16 protein-coding genes and 1 pseudogene are annotated in these 23,353 nt (G+C 67.1%); 11 read left to right on the forward strand and 6 right to left on the reverse strand.

What is annotated here, in order from left to right; genetic code table 11:
- The first annotated feature begins 334 nt into the window (after positions 1-334).
- Entirely contained in the window at positions 335-1,147 is an 813-nt protein-coding gene (locus ACIPEK_RS33005) for a phosphotransferase family protein (RefSeq protein ID WP_402003888.1), read from the forward strand.
- Positions 1,148-1,174: 27 nt separating this feature from the next.
- On the opposite strand, the pseudogene ACIPEK_RS33010 reads toward ACIPEK_RS33005, so the two are convergent.
- Positions 1,175-2,426 (reverse strand): annotated as a pseudogene (locus ACIPEK_RS33010) (IS701 family transposase).
- Positions 2,427-2,723: 297 nt separating this feature from the next.
- On the opposite strand from ACIPEK_RS33010, the gene ACIPEK_RS33015 reads away from it, so the two are divergent.
- On the forward strand, positions 2,724-3,488 hold the full coding sequence (locus ACIPEK_RS33015) for a tyrosine-type recombinase/integrase (RefSeq protein WP_402003732.1): 765 nt from the start codon (positions 2,724-2,726) through the stop codon (positions 3,486-3,488).
- A 147-nt stretch (positions 3,489-3,635) separates the two neighbouring features.
- Here ACIPEK_RS33015 and ACIPEK_RS33020 read toward each other — a convergent pair whose 3' ends face one another.
- Positions 3,636-5,165: a helix-turn-helix domain-containing protein gene (locus tag ACIPEK_RS33020; protein ID WP_402003735.1), complete on the reverse strand. Its 1,530-nt coding sequence runs from the start codon at positions 5,163-5,165 to the stop codon at positions 3,636-3,638.
- Between the two features lie 319 nt (positions 5,166-5,484).
- Positions 5,485-6,108, reverse strand: coding sequence for an RraA family protein (locus ACIPEK_RS33025; protein ID WP_402003738.1), 624 nt, complete (start codon positions 6,106-6,108; stop codon positions 5,485-5,487).
- A 336-nt stretch (positions 6,109-6,444) separates the two neighbouring features.
- Here ACIPEK_RS33025 and acnA point away from each other — a divergent pair, with 336 nt between their 5' ends.
- Entirely contained in the window at positions 6,445-9,159 is a 2,715-nt protein-coding gene (gene acnA, locus ACIPEK_RS33030; RefSeq protein WP_402003741.1) for an aconitate hydratase AcnA, read from the forward strand.
- An 86-nt stretch (positions 9,160-9,245) separates the two neighbouring features.
- Here acnA and ACIPEK_RS33035 read toward each other — a convergent pair whose 3' ends face one another.
- Both ACIPEK_RS33035 and ACIPEK_RS33040 read right to left on the reverse strand, forming a co-directional pair.
- Positions 9,246-9,443 carry a DUF397 domain-containing protein gene (locus ACIPEK_RS33035; RefSeq protein ID WP_402003744.1) on the reverse strand — a complete coding sequence of 66 codons (198 nt, stop codon included), beginning with the start codon at positions 9,441-9,443 and terminating at the stop codon, positions 9,246-9,248.
- Positions 9,427-10,272 carry a Scr1 family TA system antitoxin-like transcriptional regulator gene (locus ACIPEK_RS33040; RefSeq protein ID WP_402003747.1) on the reverse strand — a complete coding sequence of 282 codons (846 nt, stop codon included), beginning with the start codon at positions 10,270-10,272 and terminating at the stop codon, positions 9,427-9,429. The genes ACIPEK_RS33035 and ACIPEK_RS33040 overlap by 17 nt, the downstream gene beginning before the upstream one ends.
- Positions 10,273-10,461: 189 nt before the next feature.
- Between ACIPEK_RS33040 and ACIPEK_RS33045 the strand changes: the two genes are divergently transcribed.
- The 3 genes from ACIPEK_RS33045 (at position 10,462) to ACIPEK_RS33055 (ending at position 12,616) form a co-directional block, all read left to right on the forward strand.
- Positions 10,462-11,361, forward strand: a complete 900-nt coding sequence (locus tag ACIPEK_RS33045; protein WP_402003750.1) for an aminoglycoside phosphotransferase family protein — start codon at positions 10,462-10,464, stop codon at positions 11,359-11,361.
- 71 nt (positions 11,362-11,432) lie between these two features.
- Positions 11,433-11,759 (forward strand): hypothetical protein, encoded by a 327-nt coding sequence (locus ACIPEK_RS33050; RefSeq protein ID WP_402003753.1) that lies wholly within the window; start codon positions 11,433-11,435, stop codon positions 11,757-11,759.
- Positions 11,760-11,953: 194 nt separating this feature from the next.
- Positions 11,954-12,616: a histidine phosphatase family protein gene (locus tag ACIPEK_RS33055; RefSeq protein WP_383075083.1), complete on the forward strand. Its 663-nt coding sequence runs from the start codon at positions 11,954-11,956 to the stop codon at positions 12,614-12,616.
- Between the two features lie 166 nt (positions 12,617-12,782).
- On the opposite strand, the gene ACIPEK_RS33060 is transcribed toward ACIPEK_RS33055, so the two are convergent.
- Positions 12,783-16,628 (reverse strand): GH92 family glycosyl hydrolase, encoded by a 3,846-nt coding sequence (locus ACIPEK_RS33060; RefSeq protein ID WP_402003757.1) that lies wholly within the window; start codon positions 16,626-16,628, stop codon positions 12,783-12,785.
- A 499-nt stretch (positions 16,629-17,127) separates the two neighbouring features.
- Here ACIPEK_RS33060 and ngcE point away from each other — a divergent pair, with 499 nt between their 5' ends.
- The 5 genes from ngcE (at position 17,128) to ACIPEK_RS33085 (ending at position 23,178) form a co-directional block, all read left to right on the forward strand.
- Positions 17,128-18,576: an N-acetylglucosamine/diacetylchitobiose ABC transporter substrate-binding protein gene (ngcE, locus tag ACIPEK_RS33065; RefSeq protein ID WP_402003760.1), complete on the forward strand. Its 1,449-nt coding sequence runs from the start codon at positions 17,128-17,130 to the stop codon at positions 18,574-18,576.
- A 50-nt stretch (positions 18,577-18,626) separates the two neighbouring features.
- Entirely contained in the window at positions 18,627-19,550 is a 924-nt protein-coding gene (locus ACIPEK_RS33070) for a carbohydrate ABC transporter permease (protein ID WP_383075090.1), read from the forward strand.
- 91 nt (positions 19,551-19,641) lie between these two features.
- A complete protein-coding gene (locus tag ACIPEK_RS33075; RefSeq protein ID WP_383075092.1) occupies positions 19,642-20,559 on the forward strand; it encodes a carbohydrate ABC transporter permease in 918 nt (305 codons plus the stop codon).
- Positions 20,560-20,757: 198 nt separating this feature from the next.
- Positions 20,758-21,957 (forward strand): ROK family protein, encoded by a 1,200-nt coding sequence (locus tag ACIPEK_RS33080; RefSeq protein ID WP_402003764.1) that lies wholly within the window; start codon positions 20,758-20,760, stop codon positions 21,955-21,957.
- A 123-nt stretch (positions 21,958-22,080) separates the two neighbouring features.
- Positions 22,081-23,178, forward strand: a complete 1,098-nt coding sequence (locus tag ACIPEK_RS33085; RefSeq protein ID WP_383075096.1) for a substrate-binding domain-containing protein — start codon at positions 22,081-22,083, stop codon at positions 23,176-23,178.
- The last annotated feature ends 175 nt before the right edge of the window (positions 23,179-23,353 follow it).

A 23,353-nucleotide genomic window follows, 5' to 3' on the forward strand; every position in this document is an offset into this window, starting at 1 on the left:
ACGTGCACACAGTCCGCAAAAAAGACACCACGAAGCGACGGACGAAGAACCCAACGACCCCACGTCCCCGCCGCACAGGTTAAAGATCAAGCTAGCTAGTACTCCAGCCGTAGATCACGATCTCCATGTGGCGTGGTTTGAGCGCATGAGGCTGGGGGCGGGTGCTCGGTCTATGAGCTGAGGTCCGAGAGCGCGCCGCTCTGGAAGCCTGCAAAACACGGTGGTTTCTGCGGGCTGGATCGTGCAGTATGACGCGGTGATCGAGTCGCTCCCACCTCCGGCGGCCGTTGCTTGGGCTGCCGAGGCCGCTGGTCCTGCCGCTTCCGCGCGCATCGTGCGGCGACTTGCTGGTGGTACCCACGCCGCTACGCATTTGCTGAGAACCGAGCGGCCGACCGTGGAGATGGTGCTGCGACGCTTCCCCTCCGGTGACAACGCGGCGGCGCATGAAGCGCATGTGCTGACAGTTCTGGACGGACTGGATGGTTGGGCGCCACGCCTCGTAGACGTCGACCCCGACGGGCGTCGGTTTGGTGAACCTGCCATCTTGATCACTCGGCTTCCCGGCCGCGCCGACATCACGTCGGCCTCAGCGGAAACCACAGCAGCTCAACTGGGACGCGCCCTGGCCCGCATCCACGCTGTTCCAATCGCCCGGCTCAGCACGCTTCGTGACGGCATGGTGGCAGCAGCCACTTCATCCGCTCACGCGGGCGATGCGGGCCCCGCCGCGTCGATCCTGGCCGCCCATGGCCATCGTCTTGCTGGCCAAAGATTGGTTCTGACGCACTACGACTACTGGTCCGGCAACGTCTTGTGGCAGGAGGGGGCGCTCACCGGCATAGTCGACTGGTCAGGTGCGTCACGAGCACCACGGGGATTTGATGTGAGCTGGTGTCGGCTCGACCTGGTTCTGCTGCACGGCCCGATCGCAGCCGAAGTGTTCTTGAATGCATACCAGGAGGCAGCGGGCGAGGCCGTACCCGACATGGCGCTATGGGACCTGTTTGCGCTCACGAACTCCCACCGCACCGTCGAGACCTGGCTGCCCAACTACCACGATCTCGGCCGCACCGATCTCACCGCGGCCGACCTGCGTAAACGCCACACCGATTGGGCCAAGGGGCGCCTTGCCACTACGGAATGAAACAGAATTTGCCATCCTGATCAGCCATTACTTCCGTCCAGCCGTGGCTGTTGCCGCTGTTTGTCGTCGGTAGTGGCTGTCGCGGGCGCGGGCTTGGTGGCGGCGTCGCCAGTGGGACCAGCGGAGCCGGTGGGCTGCGTCGTGGACGGGCTGGACGGACAGGCTGGTGAACAGGTGCTGGATCTCGTTGCAGGTCAGCGGGATCAGTCGGTCAGGTGCTGGATGTTGGGCGTGTTCGTCGACGCGGACGACGGCGAGGAAGGCGTGCGCGAGCATGGCGAGGGTGACCCACCGGTGCCAGGAGGTCCACCGTCTGACTTGGTGTTCGCACAGCCCGGCCAGGCCCTTTCCGGCTTGGAAGGTTTCTTCCACCCGCCATCTTGCTCCCGCGACCCTCACCAGCGTGGCCAGGGGGACCGGGTGGGGCGCGTAGCAGCGGTAGAAGGCGAGTTCACCGGTGCGACGGTTGCGGCGGACCAGTAGTTGGTGGTGGCCGGGCTGCGTGCTGGTGAGGTCGGCCACGGCCCAGTCGTACAGGCGCAGCCCTTTGCTCCGGCGCCAGCGGAGCGCTGCTGCCAGGCGCGTTTGGGCAGCTTCCTGGCCAGGGCGTCGGCCCGGAACTTTCCAGCCTTGGTGAGTACCTGCTGGTCGCAGGCGACGGCGAGGACGTAGCCGGTCCGGCGGGCTTCGAGGGCCGCGCGCAGGTAGGGGTTGGCACCGTAGACCTCGTCGCCGGCGACCCAGGCGGCATGGACGCCGGTGTCCAGGGCACGCGTGATCATCGCGGCGGCCAGGGCTGGCTTGGTGGCGAAGGCCACTTCGTCGGGTATCCCGGCCGCCCGGCAGCGGTCTGCATCTTCGGTCCGTGAGCGCGTAACGTACAACTCCCAGTCTGTCGCCGCGTGTCCGCCGACGGTGGCGTAGGCGAGGTAGACGGCGACTTGGGAGTTCTCGATCCTGCCCGCGGTGCCGGTGTACTGGCGCTGCACACCCACCGTGCAGATGCCCTTCTTCAGGTCGCCGGTCTCGTCGACGACCAGGACAGCGTCAGTGTCTCCGAGATGCTCCACGACGTATCCGCGTACATCGTCACGGACGGCATCGGCGTCCCACTTGGCCCGCGCCAGTAGGTGCTGCAGACCATCTGGGGTGGCGTGCCCGGCAGGCTCGGCGATGGTCCAGCAGTTCTTGCGCGGCAGGCCGGACAGTAGCCCCAGGACAAGTGAGCGTGCGCGGCGCCGGGGTTCGGATCGCGCGACCGTCCCGCGATCCGGCCCATTAGGCCCTCGAACATCTCCAGCCAGCGAGCGGGGTCTACGTTATGGCCTGCGGCCACCGCCTGATCTTCGTTTGTCCACACAACACCCGGTGATCACCGGTGGCCGCACCTGCCTCCACACCGCCCCTGACCAGCCGGTCATCATCTACGGCTGGAGTACTGGGCCGAACTTTCCTCAGGGGCAACTCTTTTGGTGTCGGACGCAATCCGGCATGTGTCCCTCTGGAGGTAGTTCGCCGACGGCAGACCGATTCGGGGCGGCGCGGACTGGAATTATCCGCCAGGAGCATGTCAACCTTGATCAAGCCGTGTCGCTCCAGCACGGTCGGTCCGCCGGCCGCCGCACCCGGCAGAGTTGAGGCGTGGGCTCCCGAGCGCGTGCTGGCCGTACGCGCGGCAATGCCGGAACGGTACCGAGTACTTGTCGAGATCGGAGCGGGCCTGGGCCTCCGGCAAGGAGAGGCGCTCGGGCTGAGCGTAGAGGACATCGACTTCGCCAAGGAAGTCGTGCATATCCGGCGCCAGGTCAAGATGGTGCGTGCGAAGCTGTGCTTCGCGCTTCCCAAGGGCCGCAAGGTCCGAGACGTGCCTTTGCCTTCAAGCGTGGCCCGGGCCATCCAGCGGCACATGGAGCTCTTCGCGCCAGTGCCGGTCACGCTGCCCTGGGACGACCCCCGCCCCCCTGAGACGCCTGTGGAAGCCAAGCACCGGCGGCCGAGGACATACAGCCTCTTGGTGACGGGACGCGAGCGGAAGGCGATCAACCGGAACTTCTTCAACTCCTACGTCTGGAAGCCGGCCCTGGCCGGAGCGGGCGTCATCGCTCCACTACAGGAGAGCAATCAGAGCGGATCCCGAGTGTGGGAGCCGTCCCGGGAGCACGGCTTCCATGCCCTGCGTCACTTCTACGCCTCCGAGGAACTGGAGGCCGGCGAATCGGTCGTCTCACTGGCACGCTGGCTGGGCCACTCCGACCCCGGATTCACCCTGCGGAAGTACTCCCACTTCCTGCCCCGCGCGGGCGCACGGGGCACCGCCGCCATCGACGCGATCTTCACGTAGCCTCGGCCCGGACAGCGCCGAGGCCGGACTGTAGCTCGTAGCAGCCCCCGCTCGGGCGCAAAGTCCCAGAGAAGTCCCACAGATGCCGCCGCCCCCTTCCGAACCATCGTTATGCCTGGTCAGGAAGGGGGCGGCGGCCTTTGTCGATCAAATGTCCCGGAAGATCTCGATCTGCGCGCCCACGGAGTTGAGCCGCTCCGCCAGCTCCTCGTAACCGCGGTTGATGACATACACATTGCGCAGTACGGAGGTGCCTTCCGCCGCCATCATGGCGAGCAGCACCACCACGGCGGGCCGCAGCGCGGGCGGGCACATCATCTCGGCGGCGCGCCAGCGGGTCGGGCCCTCGACCAGTACCCGGTGCGGGTCCAGGAGCTGCAGCCTGCCGCCGAGGCGGTTCAGATCGGTGAGGTAGATGGCCCGGTTGTCGTAGACCCAGTCGTGGATGAGGGTCTGGCCGTGGGCCGAGGCGGCGATGGCCGCGAAGAAGGGCACATTGTCGATGTTGAGCCCGGGGAACGGCATGGGGTGGACCTTGTCGATCGGCGCCTCCAGCTTGGAGGGGCGGACCGTGAGGTCGACCAGCCGGGTACGGCCGTTGTCGGCGGCGTACTCGGTCGTACGGTCGCAGTCGACGCCCATCTCTTCCAGTACCGCGAGCTCGATCTCGAGGAACTCGATCGGCACCCGGCGGATCGTCAGCCGGGACTCCGTCACCACGGCGGCGGCGAGGAGGCTCATCGCCTCGACCGGGTCCTCGGAGGGGGAGTAGTCGACGTCCACATCTATGTGCGGGACGCCGTGCACGGTCAGTGTGGTCGTGCCGATGCCGTCCACGCGTATGCCCAGTGCCTCCAGGAAGAAGCACAGGTCCTGGACCATGTAGTTGGAGGATGCGTTACGGATGACGGTCGTGCCGTCGTGCCGGGCGGCGGCCAGCAGCGCGTTCTCGGTCACGGTGTCCCCGCGCTCGGTGAGCACTATGGGACGGTCGGGCGTGACCGAGTGGTCTATCTGGGCGTGGTAGAGCCCTTCCGTCGCGGCGATCTCCAGCCCGAACCGGCGCAGCGCGATCATGTGCGGCTCGATGGTCCGCGTACCGAGGTCGCAGCCTCCCGCGTACGGAAGCTTGAACGAGTCCATCCGGTGCAGCAGCGGACCGAGGAACATGATGATGGAACGGGTCCGGCGGGCGGCGTCCGCGTCGATGGCGTCCATGTCGAGCCGGGCCGGCGGGACGATCTCCAGATCGACTCCCTCGTTGATCCACTTCGTCCGCACGCCGATGGAGTTCAGCACCTCCAGGAGTCGGTAGACCTCCTCGATGCGGGCCACGCGGCGCAGTACCGTACGGCCCTTGTTGAGCAGCGAGGCGCAGAGCAGTGCCACGCACGCGTTCTTGCTCGTCTTGACATCGATGGAGCCCGAGAGCCGACGCCCGCCGACCACCCGCAGGTGCATGGGCCCGGCGTAGCCGAGGGACACGATCTCGCTGTCAAGTGCCTCACCGATGCGCGCGATCATCTCAAGGCTGATGTTCTGATTGCCGCGCTCGATGCGATTGACGGCGCTCTGACTGGTGGCGAGCGCCTCGGCGAGCTGACTCTGTGTCCAGCCCCGGTGCTGACGGGCGTCACGGATGAGCTTGCCTATGCGCACGAGATAGTCGTCTGACATGACGAAAGGTTATCTCAGATATGAGATGGGGCCTGTGGTGGGGTGTGGTGTTCGGGTGACGGCTGCGTGTGGAGGCACGGCGGTTACGCAGCCTGATGTGCGTGAAAGGTGCGGGCTGCGAGCGCACCGTGCGTTCCATGGTCCACCCGTATCGCCGCGACTGCGCGCGGTGTGGTCCATCCGGGGGCGTCGGCCTCGCCCCGGCCCCACTCGCAGAGCCGGGCCGGGCCGGGCCGGGCCGGGCCGGGCCGAGCCGGGCCGGGCCGGGCCGGGCCGAGGCCGGGGGACAGTGCAGGTATGACGGAAGCCTGGCGTCGAATCAGCCCTCGAAGCCGCCTTCGGTCAGGAGCTTGTCGATGCGGGTGCGATGGGCTTCCTCCCACACATCGAGGGATTCGCCGGCCTCCTCGGCCAGCTTCTTCCGGGCGTCGAGGAGCACCTGCTCCCGGCGGGCGCGGGGAGTGACCACGATGCCCTCTTCGTCGGCCACCACGATGTCGCCCGCGTCGACGCTCACGCCGCCGCACCGCACCGGGCCGTTGAGCGGCTCAATGGCCTTCTTGGTGCCCGGGACGGGGATGACTCCCCTGGCGAAGACGGGGAAGCCCATCTCGCGCACCTCGGCCAGGTCACGGATCACTCCGTCGGTCACGAACGCCGCGATCCCACGGCGCTGAGCGACGGCGCAGACGTTTCCTCCGGCGAGTGCGTAGTCGACGTCACCTGCCTCGACGACGATGACCGAGCCCGGCTCCGCGCGGTGGATGGCCGCGTGCAGCATGAGGTTGTCGCCCGGAGGGCACCGCACGGTGAACGCCGGGCCGGCGACGCGGGGGATCGAGGGCCACAGGGGGCGGATGCCGATGTCCATGACCTGCTCGCGGCCCAGGAGATCGGCGAGGGTGGTCGGGGAGATGTCCTTGAACTCGGTGACGTCGTTCATGTTCCTCCTTCGTCCGGGCGCCCGTCCCCCGATGACGGCACGTTCCCGCGCCGCCGCGGGGTCGATACGTTCATCGGAAGAAGAGGTGTGCGGCGGCGAGACTAGCGGGCGCAGCGCAGCCGCGCCGCCCGCGCATGACCGTGCGGCGGTGATGTACTAGAGTTATCTCGACATCGAGATATATGCCGAAGGCGCACCGCAGTCCGCCAGTTGGTAAGGGTTACCTAACTAAGCCTTACCTTAGCGGATGGTCGAGGGGCCGTAGGCGGCACCACGCGGCGCCCGCCGTAATGAGGCGCGGCGCGGAGTACGCGCACATTGATGAAGGAGACTGTCGTGTCGGCGAACAGCTTCGACGCCCGCAGCACGCTGCGCGTGGGCGACGAGTCGTACGAGATCTTCAAGCTGGACAAGGTCGAGGGCTCCGCCCGCCTCCCTTACAGCCTGAAGGTGCTGCTGGAGAACCTGCTCCGCACCGAGGACGGCGCGAACATCACCGCCGACCACATCCGGGCGCTCGGCGGCTGGGACTCCCAGGCGCAGCCCAGCCAGGAGATCCAGTTCACGCCGGCCCGCGTGATCATGCAGGACTTCACCGGTGTGCCGTGTGTCGTGGACCTCGCCACCATGCGTGAGGCCGTCAAGGAGCTGGGCGGTGACCCGGCCAAGATCAACCCCCTCGCCCCGGCCGAGCTGGTCATCGACCACTCCGTCATCGCCGACAAGTTCGGCACCAACGACGCGTTCGCACAGAACGTCGAGCTGGAGTACGGCCGCAACAAGGAGCGCTACCAGTTCCTGCGCTGGGGCCAGACCGCCTTCGACGAGTTCAAGGTCGTCCCCCCGGGCACCGGCATCGTCCACCAGGTCAACATCGAGCACCTGGCCCGTACGGTCATGGTCCGGGGTGGCCAGGCGTACCCCGACACCCTCGTCGGCACCGACTCGCACACCACCATGGTCAACGGCCTCGGTGTGCTGGGCTGGGGCGTCGGCGGCATCGAGGCCGAGGCCGCGATGCTCGGCCAGCCGGTCTCCATGCTCATCCCGCGCGTCGTCGGCTTCAAGCTGACCGGCGAGCTCCCGGCCGGCACCACCGCCACCGACCTCGTGCTGACCATCACCGAGATGCTCCGCAAGCACGGTGTCGTCGGCAAGTTCGTCGAGTTCTACGGTGAGGGCGTCGCCGCCACCTCCCTCGCGAACCGCGCCACCATCGGCAACATGTCGCCGGAGTTCGGCTCCACCGCGGCGATCTTCCCGATCGACGACGAGACGCTGAAGTACCTGCGTCTGACCGGCCGTGACGAGCAGCAGGTCGCGCTCGTCGAGGCGTACGCCAAGGAGCAGGGCCTCTGGCTGGACCCGGCCGCCGAGCCGGACTTCTCCGAGAAGCTGGAGCTGGACCTGTCGACGGTCGTTCCGTCGATCGCCGGCCCGAAGCGCCCGCAGGACCGCATCGTCCTGGCCAACGCCAAGGAGCAGTTCGCGCAGGACGTGCGCAACTACGTCTCCGAGGACGAGGAGTCCGGCAAGGAGTCCTTCCCGGCCTCCGACTCGCCGGCCTCCTCCAACGGTGTGCCGTCGCGTCCGACCACGGTCACGGCCCCCGACGGGACGACGTACGAGATCGACCACGGCGCCGTCACCGTCGCCGCGATCACCTCCTGCACCAACACCTCGAACCCGTACGTCATGGTCGCCGCGGCGCTCGTGGCCAAGAAGGCGGTCGAGAAGGGCCTGACCCGCAAGCCGTGGGTCAAGACCACCCTCGCCCCGGGCTCCAAGGTCGTCACCGACTACTTCGACAAGGCGGGCCTGACCCCGTACCTCGACAAGGTCGGCTTCAACCTCGTCGGCTACGGCTGCACCACCTGCATCGGCAACTCCGGCCCGCTGCCGGAGGAGGTCTCCAAGGCGGTCAACGAGCACGACCTGGCCGTGACCTCGGTGCTCTCCGGCAACCGTAACTTCGAGGGCCGGATCAACCCTGACGTCAAGATGAACTACCTGGCGTCCCCGCCGCTGGTCGTCGCGTACGCCATCGCCGGTTCGATGAAGGTCGACATCACCAAGGACGCCCTGGGCATCGACCAGGACGGCAAGCCGGTCTACCTCGCGGACATCTGGCCCTCCGAGGCCGAGGTCAACGACGTCGTCGCCAACTCCATCGGCGAGGACATGTTCAACAAGTCCTACCAGGACGTCTTCGCCGGCGATGCCCAGTGGCAGGCGCTGTCGATCCCGACCGGCAACACGTTCGAGTGGGACCCGCAGTCCACCTACGTGCGGAAGCCCCCGTACTTCGAGGGCATGACGATGGAGACGACCCCGGTCGCCGACATCGCCGGCGCCCGCGTGCTCGCCAAGCTGGGCGACTCGGTCACCACCGACCACATCTCCCCGGCCGGTGCGATCAAGGCCGACACCCCGGCCGGCAAGTACCTGACGGAGCACGGCGTCGAGCGCCGCGACTTCAACTCGTACGGCTCGCGCCGTGGCAACCACGAGGTCATGATTCGCGGCACCTTCGCGAACATCCGCCTGCGCAACCAGATCGCCCCGGGCACCGAGGGTGGCTTCACCCGCGACTTCACCCAGGCTGACGCCCCGGTGTCGTTCATCTACGACGCCTCGCAGAACTACCAGGCCGCCGGCACCCCGCTGGTCATCCTGGCGGGCAAGGAGTACGGCTCCGGCTCCTCCCGCGACTGGGCCGCCAAGGGCACCGCGCTCCTCGGCGTCAAGGCGGTCATCGCCGAGTCGTACGAGCGCATCCACCGCTCGAACCTCATCGGCATGGGCGTCCTCCCGCTCCAGTTCCCGGAGGGCGCGACCGCCGAGGCCCTCGGACTGACCGGCGAGGAGACCTTCTCCTTCACCGGCGTGACCGAGCTGAACAACGGCACCACGCCGCGCACGGTGAAGGTCTCCACCGACACCGGTGTGGAGTTCGACGCGGTCGTCCGCATCGACACCCCCGGTGAGGCGGACTACTACCGCAACGGCGGGATCATGCAGTACGTGCTCCGCAGCCTGATCCGCAAGTAGGCGCGAGGCAGGCAGCAGAGCCGAAGGGCCGCATCCCGGGTCTCCCGGGGTGCGGCCCTTCGCGTTGTACGACGCCTGCGGTCGTCCTACCGCTTGACGGTCCGCACGAATGCTGCCCAGCCTGCGGCCCGGAAGGCCAGGACCGGGCTGTCGGTCAGCTTGGAGTCGCGTACGGGGACGAAGCCGGGGACGTTGTCGGCGACCTCGACGCATTCACCGCCGTCGCCATTGCTGTACGACGACGTACGCCAGGCAGCGGTACTCAGGTCAGGTGTGACGCTCATCGGTCGCGAACTCCTTCGCCGCCGACACGATCCGATCCAGGGACGTCTCCGGCGACAGCGCGACGGCCCTGGCCAGATCGTATGCGGATCGGTACTGCTCCACCAGCCGTGGTTCTTCGACGAGTTGACCGCTGTACGCGCTCTCCGTGTACACGATGGACGGGGCATCGGTGAACTGCATCAGTGTCATGGACGAGTGCAGGAAAGGGTGCGCCCCGGCGGAGAACGGGAGCACCTGGGTGACGACACGAGGGCGAGAAGCGATCTGCTCGGCGAGATGATCGAGCTGCTCAGCCATGACGGCAGGCCCACCAACGGGCAAGAGCAGCGCGGCTTCGTGAAGCACCACCCAAAGCACGGGTGCCGTGGGCGAGTCGAGAAGACTGGTGCGTTCCATGCGCGTCTTGACATGTCCCTCGATGACTTGCGCGTCAGCGAACGGGTGGGCAGCCCGGGTCAGCGCACGTGCATAGGATTCTGTCTGCAGCAGTCCGAGGACCACCATCGACGTGTAGCTCTCGATGGACGAGGCTTGCAGCTGGAGTTCCGCCGCATCCGCGAAGTAGCTCGCCACCTTCGACTTCCGCGCCAGCCGGCACAGCCGCTGAAGGTGCTCGCCGCTTCCCAGCAGTTCGTCGAAGGCGCGGGACATGTCCTCCTGCGGGCGCCGCTCCGCCATCTCGAACAGCCCGATGTATGTACCCGAGCAGAAGACCCGGTCGCCCAGCTCGCTCTGGGACATCCCGGCGGCCTCGCGCAGGCGGCGCAACTCGGAACCGTAGAAGGAGCGGGCGTCGGTGTACGGATCGAGGTCCTTGGGCTGCGGCATACGCCGAAATGTAACGGCGCACGGACGCGCCGGTCCGGGAATCGGGGAACGCGCCACCCGTAGGTGGCTGCCGCCGCCCGGTCGTCGAGGGCCGCGCGCGGTAAACGAGTTGACGGGCGGCGCGCGCGAGCGTTCGTATGGCCGTCGGCCGCCAACCGCCGGTCGGTGCCCCACTCCTGAAGGGTCCTCATGCACACGGGCAAGATGCATGCCGACGAACCGGACATCGGTGAATCCCTCGTGCACCGGCTGATCGCCTCGCAGTTCCCGGGCTGGGCCGGACTGCCCGTCGAACCGGTCGTCCCCGTGGGCACGTCCAACGCCATGTACCGGCTCGGCGAGGACCTGGTGGTGCGACTGCCCCGTACCGCGGGAGCCGCCGGCGACGTGGAGAAGGAGCACCACTGGCTGCCCCGGCTCGCCCCGTCGCTTCCCGCCGCGATCCCCGTACCGCTGGGCAGGGGCGGGCCCGCGGAGGGCTATCCGTGGCACTGGTCGGTCTTCCAGTGGCTCGACGGCGCGAACCCGGCGGTCGGGGAGGTTGTCGAACCCGGCCCGCTCGCGGCGGACCTGGCGGACTTCGTCGCCGCGCTGCACCGGATCGACCCCGCCGACGGGCCGCCCTCCTTCCGCAGCGAACCCCTGGCGGCCCGCGACACCGCGACGCGCGCCGCGATCGCGGTGCTGCACGAGGCCGTGGACACCGGCGCGGCGCTCGCCGTGTGGGAGGCGGCGCTGCGGGCCTCCGCGCCGACCGGTCCGGCCGTCTGGATCCACGCGGATCTGCAACCCGGCAACCTGCTGCTCGTAAACGGACGGCTCAGCGCCGTCATCGACTTCGGCTGCATGGGGCTGGGCGATGCCGCCGTCGACCTGATCGCGGCGTGGTACCTGCTGCCGGCGCACGCCCGCGGGACCTTCCGTACCGCCGTGAACGCCGATGACGCGGCCTGGGCGCGGGGCCGTGGCTGGGCGCTGTCGACCGCGCTCGGGGAACTGCGCTACTACCGGGACTCGAATCCGGCCATGGCGGCGATCGCACGACACGTCATCCGCGAAGTCCTCACCGACGACGGATCCGCGCCGTGAAACCGGTGTGACATTGCCCGGCCGGCCCGGCCGCGCTTGTCCAGACCCTCGGCTGGCGCTGGGTGTTCGCTGTGCGCGCCATCGCCATCGCCGTCGCGGTGTACGGTTCGTCGCTCGCCACCGTCCTCGGATCGGACATCGCCGACTCCATAGGCGCGCACGCCGGAGCCGGTCACGCCGCCCAAGTGGCAAGCCAGGCGGCGGGCGGCGATCTCTCCCGCGCCGCCGAGATCTCCGGTGCCACCGACTGGCACGGATTCCTCGACTCCCTGACCCAGGCCTACGACTCCGCCTTCCACACCGTGCTCTGGGGACTCGCGGTGGCCTGCCTCGTACTGTGCACCGTCGTCTTCGCCCTGCTGCGCGGTGGCAACCGCCGGGAGCAGCGCGCCGCGTGACCGGTTGCGGCCCTGTCGGGTCCGGTCCGTCCGGCTGGGGCATTTGACGGAATGTCGCGGACCACGGGGCTGCCGTACCCGGAAACGAGCCACTGCCCGCTTCGTCGTGGGCGCACGGAATGCGATGGTCGACCAGCGGGTTTGCAGATCTGCGAGCTTCGCGGAACGAACAGCACAGAGAGCGGATGACACCCATGGGCGAGTTGATCCTGATCCGGCACGGCGAGACCGAGTGGTCGCGGTCCGGGCAGCACACGAGCCACACCGATCTGCCCCTGACCCCCCTCGGCGAACGTCAGGCACGCGCGCTGGCGCCCCTGCTCGCCGACCGGCAGATCGCACTCACCCTGGTCAGCCCCGCGGTACGCGCCCGGCGCACCGCGGAGCTCGCCGGACTCGTCGCACCCCGCATCACACCCGAGCTGCGCGAGTGGGACTACGGCGGCTACGAAGGGGTGACCACCGAGGAGATCCGCCGCACCCGTCCCGAGTGGAATCTGTGGACCGACGGGGTCGCCCCCGGCCCCGAGGCGCACCCCGGCGAGACGCCCGCCGAGGTCGGTGCGCGTGCCGACCGGGTGCTGGCCGAAGTCGCGGAGGCGGCGGGCCGCGACGCGGACGAGGACATCGCGCTCGTTGCCCACTCCCATTTCCTGCGTGTACTGACCGCCCGCTATCTCGGCCTGACCCCGGCCGAGGGCACGCTGTTCCAGCTCGCCACGGGGGCCGTCTCCCGGCTCGGCACCGAGCACGGTCAGCCGGTCATGACAGCATGGAATGTGACATTGCCCGAGGGCCTGTTCCCCCGGGCCGTTCCGGATTCCCCGAGCGGGAGCGAGGGTGTCGTGCCCGGCTGAGGGGGCACCGGCTGCTGCCTCGTCCTGAGCGCCGTGGCCGACCGGAGCCCGTGATGTTGTCCCCGTCCCACCCTCGGAGCAACGCAGGACGGCCGGTACCTCACAGGGGAGGTACCGGCCGTCCGTGTGAAACGCGGGTGGTGCCACAAGCGAGGGGAGCGTCGGATCAGGAGAGCAACTCCACCTCCGCGAGCGTCCCTTCACCGGTGAAGACCAGCCGGTAGTGCGCGTACGAGCCCGGCGTGCTCACCGAGAACACCCTCGTTTGCTTGCCCCAGGCGAACGACTGGGCCGACCGCTTGTCGAGGTCCTTCCATGTCGTGCCGTCCGACGAGCCCTGCAGGACCCACCCGGCCGGTGCCTTGTCCGCCGCGCTCGATGTCAGCGTGTACTGGACCGCGTTCGTGGCCGAGGGCACCGGCAGGTCCACCGAGGTGACCGACGCCGAGGTGGCCGATGTGTTGTCGAACAGGGCACCCTCGCCCTTCAGTACGTCCGCCTTCGGCGATGCCACCTTGTCGTCCGTGGTGATCGAGGTCGGCGCCGCGTCCTTGCCGGTGCCCCACGACGACGGCTTGGCGCCCATGTCGAAGTCCAGCACACCGCCCTTGGCCAGCAGGTCGTGCGGCAGTGAAGTCGAGTTCCACTTCTTGCCGTTGACCTTCAGGCCCTGCACATAGATGTTCTTCGCGCTGTTCTTCGGCGCCCTGACGACCAGGTCGTGGCCGTTCTCCAGATGGACCGTGGTCTTCGTGAAGAGCGGGGATCCGATCGCGTACTCGCCACTGCCCATGACGAGCGGGTAGAAGCCGAGCGAGGAGAAGAGGTACCAGGCCGACTGCTCGCCGTTGTCCTCGTCTCCGTGGTAACCCTGGCCGATCTCGCTGCCCGTGTAGAGGCGGCCCAGGACCTCGCGGACCTTCTCCTGCGTCTTCCAGGGCTGCGAGGCCGCGTCGTACATGTATGCGACATGGTGCGCGACCTGGTTGCTGTGGCCGTACATGCCCATCCGTACGTCACGCGCCTCCGTCATCTCGTGGATGACACCGCCGTACGAGCCGACGAACTCGGGGCCCGCCGTTTCGGGAGTGGAGAAGTACGTGTCGAGCTTCTTGGCCAGGCCGTCGCGGCCGCCGTACAGGTTCGCCAGGCCCCGGCTGTCCTGCGGGGCCGTGAAGGCGTAGCCCCAGCCGTTCGTCTCCGTGTAGTCGTAGCCCCAGACCCGCGGGTCGTACCGGTCCGACGGGAGCCGCCAGTCGCCCTTGGCGTCCTTGCCCTGGAAGAAGCCGGCCTTGCTGTCGAAGAGGTCGACGTAGTTGCGGGCGCGGTTCAGGAAGTACTCGGACTCCTCCTTGTACCGCTCCTTCTTCGTCTTCTCGTAGAGCGCCCGGCCCATCTGCGCGATGCCGTAGTCGTTGAGGTAACCCTCCAGCGACCACGACAGGCCCTCGTGCGTGGAGGTGTTCGCGTAGCCGACGAACGGGGACGTCTGCATGCCCTTGCGGCCGACGCCCGAGGACGGCGGGACCACGGTGGCGTTCTTCAGGGCCGCGTCGTACGCCGCCTCGGCGTCGAACTTCACGCCCTTGACGTAGGCGTCCGCGAACGCGACATCCGAAGAGGTACCGGTCATCAGATCGGAGTAGCCGGGGGACGACCAGCGGGAGATCCAGCCGCCGTCCTTGTACTGCTGGACGAAGCCGTCCACCATCTCGCCGGCCTTGTCCGGCGTGAGGAGGGAGTACGCGGGCCACGTCGTCCGGTAGGTGTCCCAGAAGCCGTTGTTGACGTACACCTTGCCGTCGACGATCTTCGCGCCCGTGTGGGTCGGGGTGTCGGAGCCGACCTGCGGTGAGAAGGGGCTGGCGTACTTGTCCTTGCCGCCGACCTTCTCGAAGCCCGAGTTCGGGTACAGATACAGCCGGTACAGGCTGGAGTACAGCGTGGTCAGCTGGTCGGCCGTTGCGCCCTCGACCTCCACCTTGCCCAGGATGTCGTCCCAGGCCTGCTGCGCCCGGTCCTCCACCCGGCCGAAGGAACGGGAGGCGGGGATCTCGGCGGCGAGGTTCTGCTTCGCCTGGTCGATGCTGATCAGTGAGGTCGCCAGTCGCAGGTCGACCGTGCGGTCCTTGCCCGCGTCGAAGCGGAGGTAGCCCGTGACATCGTCGCCGCCGCCGCCGGACAGCTTGCCGCTCGCGGTGACCGGCGCGTCGAAGACGCCGTAGACGAAGAGGCGGGTGGCGCCGGTCGAGCCGCCGCTCTTCACATCGGAGAAGCCGGTGAAGGAGCTGCTCTTCGGGTCGAGGGTGAGCCCGCCGTCGTTGGAGACGTTGTCGAAGACGATGCTCGCGTCGTCACCGGGGTAGGTGAACCGCATCCGGGCGGCGTGGTCGGACGGTGTCATCTCGGCCTTGAGGCCGTTGTCGAATGTCACACCGTAGTAGTGCGGCTTCGCCGTCTCGTTCTCGTGGTGGAACGGCAGGGCCCGCGCCTTGCGGGAGGCGTCCGGGGTGCCGGAGACCGCCGACGGCATCAGCTGGAAGGTCTGCCGGTCGCCCATCCAGGGACTCGGCTCATGGCTGGCGCTGAAGGCCTGGAGGGTGGGCAGGTTGTCGTCGTTGTTGCCGCGCGCGTAGTCGTACAGCCAGCTGGTCGATCCGGCGTTGGTGACCGGCGTCCAGAAGTTGAAGCCATTCGGGACCGCGGTGGCGGGGAAGTTGTTGCCGCGCGAGAAACCACCGCTGGAGTTGGTGCCACGGACCGTCGACGCGTAGTCGGAGAGGTGCGAGCGGCGCTTCTCGGGTGCCTTCGGGGCGATCTTGATGTCGTCGATCCAGCCCTGGAACTTCGCCGGGCCCTTGGGGGAGTCGTACGCCACCAGAATCCGGTCGACGGTCTTGCCCGCCGCGACCGTGCCGATCGTCGAGTCGACCTTGTTCCACTGGTTGACGTACAGCCGCTTGGCATCGGCCTGGCCCTGGGGGGTCAGCAGGCCGCCGTTGCTGTCGGTGGCCCGCAGATCGCTCAGATACGCGCCGTCCGTGAACGCCAGGTCCACCGAGACATGTGTCGCCGGGTAGGAGAGGTCCGTTTCGCCCATCTGGGGGTAGATCAGATAGGAGAGTGAGGTGTCACGGGTGACGGCCGTGTTCACATCGAAGATCTTGTTGTACGAGTAGGCCCGGCCGTCCGCCTTGTGCGTACCGGCGTATCGCAGGGCCTTCTTGCCCGTGAAGCCGGCGCCCGCTTTGGCGGTGGGGGAGCCGGACGGGCCGCGGTCGATCTGGCTGCGCATCGTGTCGGGCGCCGGGACCGAGGTGTCGCCGTCGGAGAACTGGACGTCGGCGAGCTGGGTCGCGTCGGAGGCGCCGTTGTTCTTCGTGATCTGCAGTCGGTAGTGCTGGTATGCCGTGTCAGATGTGAAATCGTACGACTTCGTCTGGAACCGCTCGGTGAACGTCTGGCCGGTCCGGGAGTCGAGGTCCTGCCAGGCCTTGCCGTCGGCGGAGCCCTGGAGGGTCCAGTCCTTCGGATCGCGCTCGTCGTGATCATTGGCCGACGTCAGCGCGTATGTCACGACCTTCACCGGTTCGGTGAGATCGAACTCGACCCAGGCGGTGGGCTCGAAGGACAGCCACTTGGTGCCGGACTCCCCGTCGATCAGGTTCTCCTTCACCTCCCCGCCGCCGGTGTTCTCGGCACTGGCGCGGACATCTGTCACCTTGTCCGTGACATTGCCCGGTATTCCTGCGGAGAAGCCGCCATCGACACCCGATGACCGCTTCTTTCCGTCAAGACCTTCTTCGACGGTGTTACGCCAGTCCGGCTGCTTTTCGTCTGATTCGAAGGACGAACTGAATGTCCGTTCCCCCAAGGGGCTTTGGTCCTTTTCGCCTGTCCCGGCCGACTGAGCGGCGGCCGCGGTGGGGGCTGTCACGACCAGGACCAGTGAAGCCGCGATCAGTGCGGCCGTACGGCTTTGTCTCTTGCGAGAACCATGTCGGGGCTGCATGCCGAGCCATTCCTCCCGAGGAAGTGTGCTTGGACAACGTTGTCATGGAGATGCGCAAGGTCCAGTAGGGAGCCAAGTGCCAGGACGTGTCAAGGGTGTTGGGCATGAATCGCCAGTCGAATCGACCGTAATGCGGAAATCGTTACACCCGGACCGGGACGCACGGGGCCCAGGTATCCGCGAGGTCTCAACTCGGGAAAGACTGCCGCTCAACCTTGCATTCGATCTTGCTCAGGCGGCCGTGAGTGGACTATACCTGTCGGCGTCCGCACAGCTTTTTTCCGGCGCGCGGACAAGGGGGACACGGGGAACGGTCAAGGAGTGCACAACAAGTGCATCCGATGCGCGATCTCCCGAAGCCCCCACTGCACATGGCTAGCCTGAGATCAGCACTACCCAAGCGCAACTGACCGCGGTGGCGGGGCCCTTCGCCTGAGGCGAATATCGACGGGCGACCGGTACACACCGCCTGAGTCCTGGAGAAGGCGAGGACTTGAGCATGGGATCCACCTCCGCCCACAAGAATGAGGGCCTCGGCCGTCGCGATGTGATCAAGCGATCTGCCGCGCTCGGCCTGCTCACCGTTCCTACGATGGGTTTCCTGTCGGCGTGTGCGAGCAGCGACAGCGGCAGTGACAAGAAGGTCGAGAAGGGCAAGACCAGCAAGACGAACCCGCTCGGCGTCAACGAGACGGCCCCCCTCGAGGTGGTCATCTTCGACGGCGGCTTCGGCCAGCAGTACGCGATCGACGCGGAGAAGAAGTACAACGCGGCGTTCCCGAAGGCCCCGAAGGTCAAGCACGTCGCGACCCAGAAGATCCAGTCGCAGCTGCAGCCGCGCTTCAACGGTGGGACCCCGCCGGACCTGATCGACAACTCCGGCGCCGAGCAGATGGACATGGGTGTCCTGGTCGGCAAGAAGCAGCTGCTGGACCTGACGCCGCTGATGGACGCCCCGTCCATCGACGACCCGACCAAGAAGGTCCGCGACACGCTGCGTCCGGGTGTTCTGGAGATGGGGCAGTTCGACGGCGACCCGGTCTGGATCATGTACTACGCGTACACCGTGTACGGCGTCTGGTACTCGCAGACCGCGCTCGACAACCTCGACGCGCAGTACCCCGAGAACTGGGACGACATGCTCGCCCTCTGCGCGAAGGCGAAGAAGAAGGGCATCGCCGGCTGGACGTACGCCGGTAAGTACCCGTACTACCTGCCGTTCTCGCTCTACCCGTTCATCGCCAAGATCGGTGGCCGGGAGGTTCTCGACAAGATCGACAACCTGGAGCCGAACGCCTGGAAGCACCCCGCGGTCAAGGCGGCGTTCGAGGCGTACTACGAGCTGTACCAGAAGGGGTACATCCTCAAGGGCACCCCCGGCCTGACCCACATCCAGTCGCAGACCGAGTGGACCAAGGGCAAGGCGCTCTTCATCCCGAACGGTTCGTGGGTGGAGAACGAGGCGGCGCCGACCACGCCCAAGGACTTCAAGATGATGGTCGCGCCGCCGTCCAGCCTGGACTCGTCCGACGCGATGCCGTTCGGCACCATCTGGGCCTCCGGCGGCGAACCCTTCGTCGTCCCGGCCAAGGCGAAGAACCCCGAGGGCGGCATGGAGCAGCTACGCATCATGCTCTCCGAGGAGTCCTCGAAGAACTTCACCAAGCAGGTCAAGTCGCTCAGCGCCTTCAACGGCGGCACCGACGGTCTGACCCTGTCGACCGCCATGCAGTCCGGTGTCGACTCGCTGAAGAAGGCCGGCGACAACGTGGTGAACCCGCGTCTGCAGGACTGGTACGTGAAGCTCCAGAAGGAGCAGATCGGCGTCGCCGGTATCGGCGAGATGATGGCCGGCCGCGCGACCCCGGCGGAAGCCATCAAGAAGATCCAGGCCTTCGCCGACGCGGCGGCCAAGGACCAGTCCATCAAGCACTACAAGCACCAGTGAGCAACCGTCACCAGCGGCGGCACCCGCGGAAAGATCGGGGTCGGTAAACGATGCAGCATGGCAAGTACCGTTTCATCGTGGGGTTCTTGGTAGTCCCACTGGCGTTGTACGCGGTCTTCGTCATTTGGCCGTTCATCCAGTCCATTTACTACTCGTTCACGGACTGGACCGGCCTGAGCCCGGACTTCAAGATGGTCGGGTTCGACAACTACACGAGGATGCTGAAGGACGACATCTTCTGGAAGTCGTTGCAGCACAGCGTGTTGCTCGTGCTGCTGCTGCCGCTGGTGACGCTGGGCCTGGCGTTGTTCTTCGCCTTCATGCTCAATGTCGGAGGCCGGCGGCGCAAGAACGCCGCGGTCTCCGGCGTGCGGGGCTCGTCCTTCTACAAGATCGCCTATTTCTTCCCGCAGGTGCTCTCGATCGTCATCGTCGCCCTGCTCTTCCAGTTTGCTTTCAACCCCGTTAGCGGGATGCTGAATTCGACACTGAAGGGAATCGGTCTGGGCTCCATCCAGCCGGACTGGCTGGGCGATCCGAGTCTCGCGCTGGTCTGCGTCATGTCGGTGCTGGTCTGGTCGACGGTCGGATTCTTCGTCGTCCTCTTCTCGGCCGGAATGGCGTCCATCCCGAAGGACTTCTACGAGGCGGCGCTCCTGGACGGCGCCGACCGCTTCACGACGTTCTTCCGGATCACGCTTCCGCTGCTCTGGGACACGGTGCAGTCGGGCTGGGTCTACATGGGGATCCTGGCCCTCGGCGTGGAGGCGTTCACCGCCGTACAGGTCATGACCGTGGGCCCCGGTGGTCCCGACTACTCGACCACGGTCCTTCCGCTGTACGTGTACCAGACGGCCTTCCGCGACGGGCAGGCCGGATACGCAACGACGATCGGTGTCGGACTGCTCATCGTCACCATGGCCTTCGCCGCCATCGTGATGCGGCTGGGCCGGCGCGAGCGGCTGGAGTTCTGATGCTGCGATTGACGGGAGACGGCCCCCGGATCACCGGCAGGCACCACAGGTCGGCCTCCGTGTCCGGCTCGACAGTACGAGGTGAGTACACGTGAAGACCACTGACACCCCGCCCGCGGTCCCGGACGTGGACCCGGCCCCCGTGGCCAAGGCGTCGGCGCCCGCAGTCAAGGAGAAGAGCAGCGAGGGCCAGGTCCTCAATGTCTTCTCGCACGGTGTGCTGATCATCTGGGCGATCCTGGTCGTCATGCCGCTGCTGTGGGCGGTGATGGCGTCGTTCAAGACCGACGACTCGATCCTGTCGACGCCCTGGGCGCTGCCGGACAAGCTGCACTTCGACAACTGGTCGCGCGCCTGGAGCCAGGCGCACATGAGCGACTACTTCTTCAACACGGTCGTGGTGGTGGGCTGCTCGCTCGTCGGTACTCTGCTGCTCGGGTCGATGGCGGCGTACGTACTGGCGCGGTTCGACTTCCCCGGCAACCGCTTCCTCTACTACCTGTTCATCGGCGGGATGAGCTTCCCGATCATCCTGGCGCTGGTTCCGCTGTTCTTCGTCATGAACAACATGGGCCTGCTGAACACGCGGCACGGACTGATCATGGTCTACATCGCGTACTCGCTGCCGTTCACCGTCTTCTTCCTCACCTCGTTCTTCCGGACGCTGCCGACCTCGGTCGCGGAAGCGGCGATGCTCGACGGGGCCTCGCACACCCGGACGTTCTTCCAGGTGATGCTGCCGATGGCGAAGCCCGGCCTGATCAGCGTCGGTATCTTCAACTTCCTCGGGCAGTGGAACCAGTACATGCTGCCGACGGTGCTCAATACCGATCCGGGCCACCGGGTGCTCTCCCAGGGGCTGGTCGAACTGGCCAACAGCCAGGGATACAAGGGTGACTGGTCCGGTCTCTTCGCCGGTCTGGTGATGGCGATGCTGCCGGTTCTCGCGGCCTACATCATCTTCCAGCGTCAGGTCGTGGCAGGGCTCACCGCAGGTGCGGTGAAGTAGCACTCCTACCCTCCGTACACACACGAACCGCCCGCCGGCCACGCGCCGGCGGGCGGTTCGCGCGTGCACAGGGCTGCCTCGGGGGCGGGCACTGTGCTCATCCGCGGCTTCGCATGCTCAAGGTCTTGACGGGGAGTACCTCAAAACGCTCAGCTTAGAGTTCACATGTTAGAGAAATCGGTAGGAGTGAGAGAGTCGATGGAGACTCCGGGTTCGCAGACATCTCTGCATCGCGCCAACCTTGAGCGGGTGGTGCGCGCGGTACGCATGGCGGGCTCGCTCACCCAGGCGGAGATCGCACGGAGCACCGGCCTGTCAGCGGCCACCGTCTCCAACATCGTTCGCGAACTGAAGGACGGCGGCACGGTCGAGGTGACCCCCACCTCGGCGGGCGGCCGCCGGGCCCGCAGCGTCTCGCTCAGCGGTGACGCGGGCATTGTGATCGGCGTCGACTTCGGGCATACGCATCTGAGGGTGGCGGTCGGTAATCTCGCTCACCAGGTGCTCGCAGAGGAGTCCGAGCCGATGGACGTCGACGCCTCGGCTGCGGAGGGGTTCGGACGGGCGGAACGCCTGGTCAAACGGCTGATCGAGACGACCGGGATCAGCCCGGACAAGGTGATCGGGGTCGGCCTCGGTGTTCCCGGCCCGATCGACGTCGAGTCCGGCACACTGGGCTCCACGTCGATCCTGCCGGGCTGGACGGGCATCAACCCCAGCAAGGAGCTCGCAGGCCGCCTCGGCGTTCCGGTGTACGTCGACAACGACGCCAACCTCGGGGCGCTCGGCGAGCTGGTCTGGGGGAGCGGCCGCGGGGTCAAGGACCTCGCCTACATCAAGGTCGCCAGCGGTGTCGGCGCGGGTCTGGTGATCGACGGGCACATCTACCGGGGGCCGGGCGGCACAGCCGGCGAAATCGGGCACATCACGCTCGACGAATCGGGCCCGGTGTGCCGCTGCGGCAACCGGGGGTGCCTGGAGACGTTCGCAGCCGCGCGATACGTCCTGCCACTGCTCCAGCCCAGCCACGGACCCGATCTCACCATGGAACGGGTGGTCCAGCTGGCCCGCGGGGGCGATCCGGGCTGCCGTCGGGTGATCGGCGACGTCGGGCGGCACATCGGCAGCGGGGTGGCCAACCTCTGCAATCTGCTCAACCCCAGCAGGGTGGTGCTCGGCGGATCGCTCGCCGAGGCGGGCGAGTTGGTGCTCGCGCCGATCCGCGACTCGGTCTCCCGCTATGCCATTCCCAGCGCCGCCAGGCAGCTCTCGGTGCTGCCCGGGGCGCTCGGCGGCCGGGCCGAGGTGCTGGGCGCGCTGGCCCTGGTGCTGAGCGAGATGGGGGATTCAACCCTTTTGGAAAGCACCCTGTCGACGGCGACCCCTGTCTTCACTTAGATAACGAATGGCACCGTTGTCATCTCGTTAAGAATTTACTCCTTGACGCTGACGTCGCGGCCGAGTTGACTTCCAGCCACCTCGGCCGCAACGTTGCGGCCTCGTCAGGGAGGCAAACCCGCAATGAACGCAATGACGCGACGCATCGTCATAGGCACGGCCGCAGTTTCGATGGCCGTCTCCCTCGCAGCCTGCGGCAAGGCGGGCGGCGACAAGGACAGCGGCAGCGGTGGCGACGGCAAGACCATCGGTCTGCTGCTGCCGGAGAACAAGACGACGCGTTACGAGACGTTCGACCGCCCCATCATGGAGGCGAAGATCAAGGCGCTCTGCGCCGACTGCAAGGTCAAGTACAACAACGCCGCGCAGGACACCGAGACCCAGAAGAAGCAGTTCGACGCGCTCGTCACGCAGGGTGTGAAGGTCATCATCCTCGACACCGTCGACTACAAGGCCGCGAAGTCCTGGGTCCAGCAGGCCGCGAAGAAGGACGTCAAGGTCGTCGCGTACGACCGTCTCGCCGAGGGGCCGATCTCCGCCTATGTGTCGTACGACAACGAGAAGATCGGCCAGCTCCAGGGTGAGGCGCTGGTCAAGGCGCTGGGCGCCAAGGCCAAGGACAGCAACGTTGTCATGATCAACGGCTCGCCGACCGACCCGAACGCCCCCTTCTTCAAGAGGGGCGCGCACAGCGTCCTCGACAAGCAGGTCAAGAAGGTCGTCTACGAGCAGGACATCCCGGACTGGTCGGCGGACGAGGCCAACAAGAAGATGGGAGCGGCCATCGACTCCCTGGGCAAGGACGGCTTCCAGGGTGTCTACTCCGCCAACGACGGCATGGCCGGCGGCATCATCACGGCCCTGAACAAGCAGGGTGTGAAGGTTCCGGTCGGCGGTCAGGACTCCGAGCTCGCCGGTCTGCAGCGCATCATCGCGGGCGAGCAGGCCTTCTCGATCTACAAGCAGATCAAGCCGGAGGCCGAGACCACCGCCGAGATCGCCGTCAGGCTGCTCAAGGGCGAGAAGATCGACGATCTGGCCCCGATCAAGGTCGACAGCCTCTCGGGCGAGTTCAAGGGCACCCCGTCGAAGCTGTACGACGCCTCGGTCGTGACCAAGGAGAACATCGCCTCCACGATCGTCGCGGACAAGGTCTACAAGGTCGAGGAGATCTGCACCGCCCAGTACAAGGCGGCCTGCGACGCAGCCGGCATCAAGTAGCACCCGAGGGCAAGCTCCCCCGGGCACCTCTGCCAGTCCGGCACCCGCCCCGTCAACGCCCCGCAAGCGGGGGTGGGCGCCGGACTCCTTCCCAGGTCCGGTCGTCTGACCGCCGCCGCCCCCTCGGGCGACGGCGGCGGCCCGACGACGGGACCTGGGGGCACGTCGTCACCCC

The organism is Streptomyces sp. NPDC088246, assembly GCF_044741025.1.
GTDB lineage: Bacteria > Actinomycetota > Actinomycetes > Streptomycetales > Streptomycetaceae > Streptomyces.

Bases quoted from the DNA above. Each gene is read 5' to 3' on its own strand.
- ACIPEK_RS33085 (WP_383075096.1), top strand. From the start codon at position 22,081: ATGAACGCAATGACGCGACGCATCGTCATAGGCACGGCCGCAGTTTCG.
- ACIPEK_RS33070 (WP_383075090.1), top strand. From the start codon at position 18,627: ATGCAGCATGGCAAGTACCGTTTCATCGTGGGGTTCTTGGTAGTCCCA.
- ACIPEK_RS33055 (WP_383075083.1), top strand. From the start codon at position 11,954: ATGGGCGAGTTGATCCTGATCCGGCACGGCGAGACCGAGTGGTCGCGG.
- ACIPEK_RS33080 (WP_402003764.1), top strand. From the start codon at position 20,758: ATGGAGACTCCGGGTTCGCAGACATCTCTGCATCGCGCCAACCTTGAG.
- ACIPEK_RS33020 (WP_402003735.1), bottom strand. From the start codon at position 5,165: ATGTCAGACGACTATCTCGTGCGCATAGGCAAGCTCATCCGTGACGCC.
- ACIPEK_RS33040 (WP_402003747.1), bottom strand. From the start codon at position 10,272: ATGCCGCAGCCCAAGGACCTCGATCCGTACACCGACGCCCGCTCCTTC.
- ACIPEK_RS33045 (WP_402003750.1), top strand. From the start codon at position 10,462: ATGCACACGGGCAAGATGCATGCCGACGAACCGGACATCGGTGAATCC.
- ACIPEK_RS33035 (WP_402003744.1), bottom strand. From the start codon at position 9,443: ATGAGCGTCACACCTGACCTGAGTACCGCTGCCTGGCGTACGTCGTCG.
- ACIPEK_RS33060 (WP_402003757.1), bottom strand. From the start codon at position 16,628: ATGCAGCCCCGACATGGTTCTCGCAAGAGACAAAGCCGTACGGCCGCA.
- ACIPEK_RS33025 (WP_402003738.1), bottom strand. From the start codon at position 6,108: ATGAACGACGTCACCGAGTTCAAGGACATCTCCCCGACCACCCTCGCC.
- ngcE (WP_402003760.1), top strand. From the start codon at position 17,128: ATGGGATCCACCTCCGCCCACAAGAATGAGGGCCTCGGCCGTCGCGAT.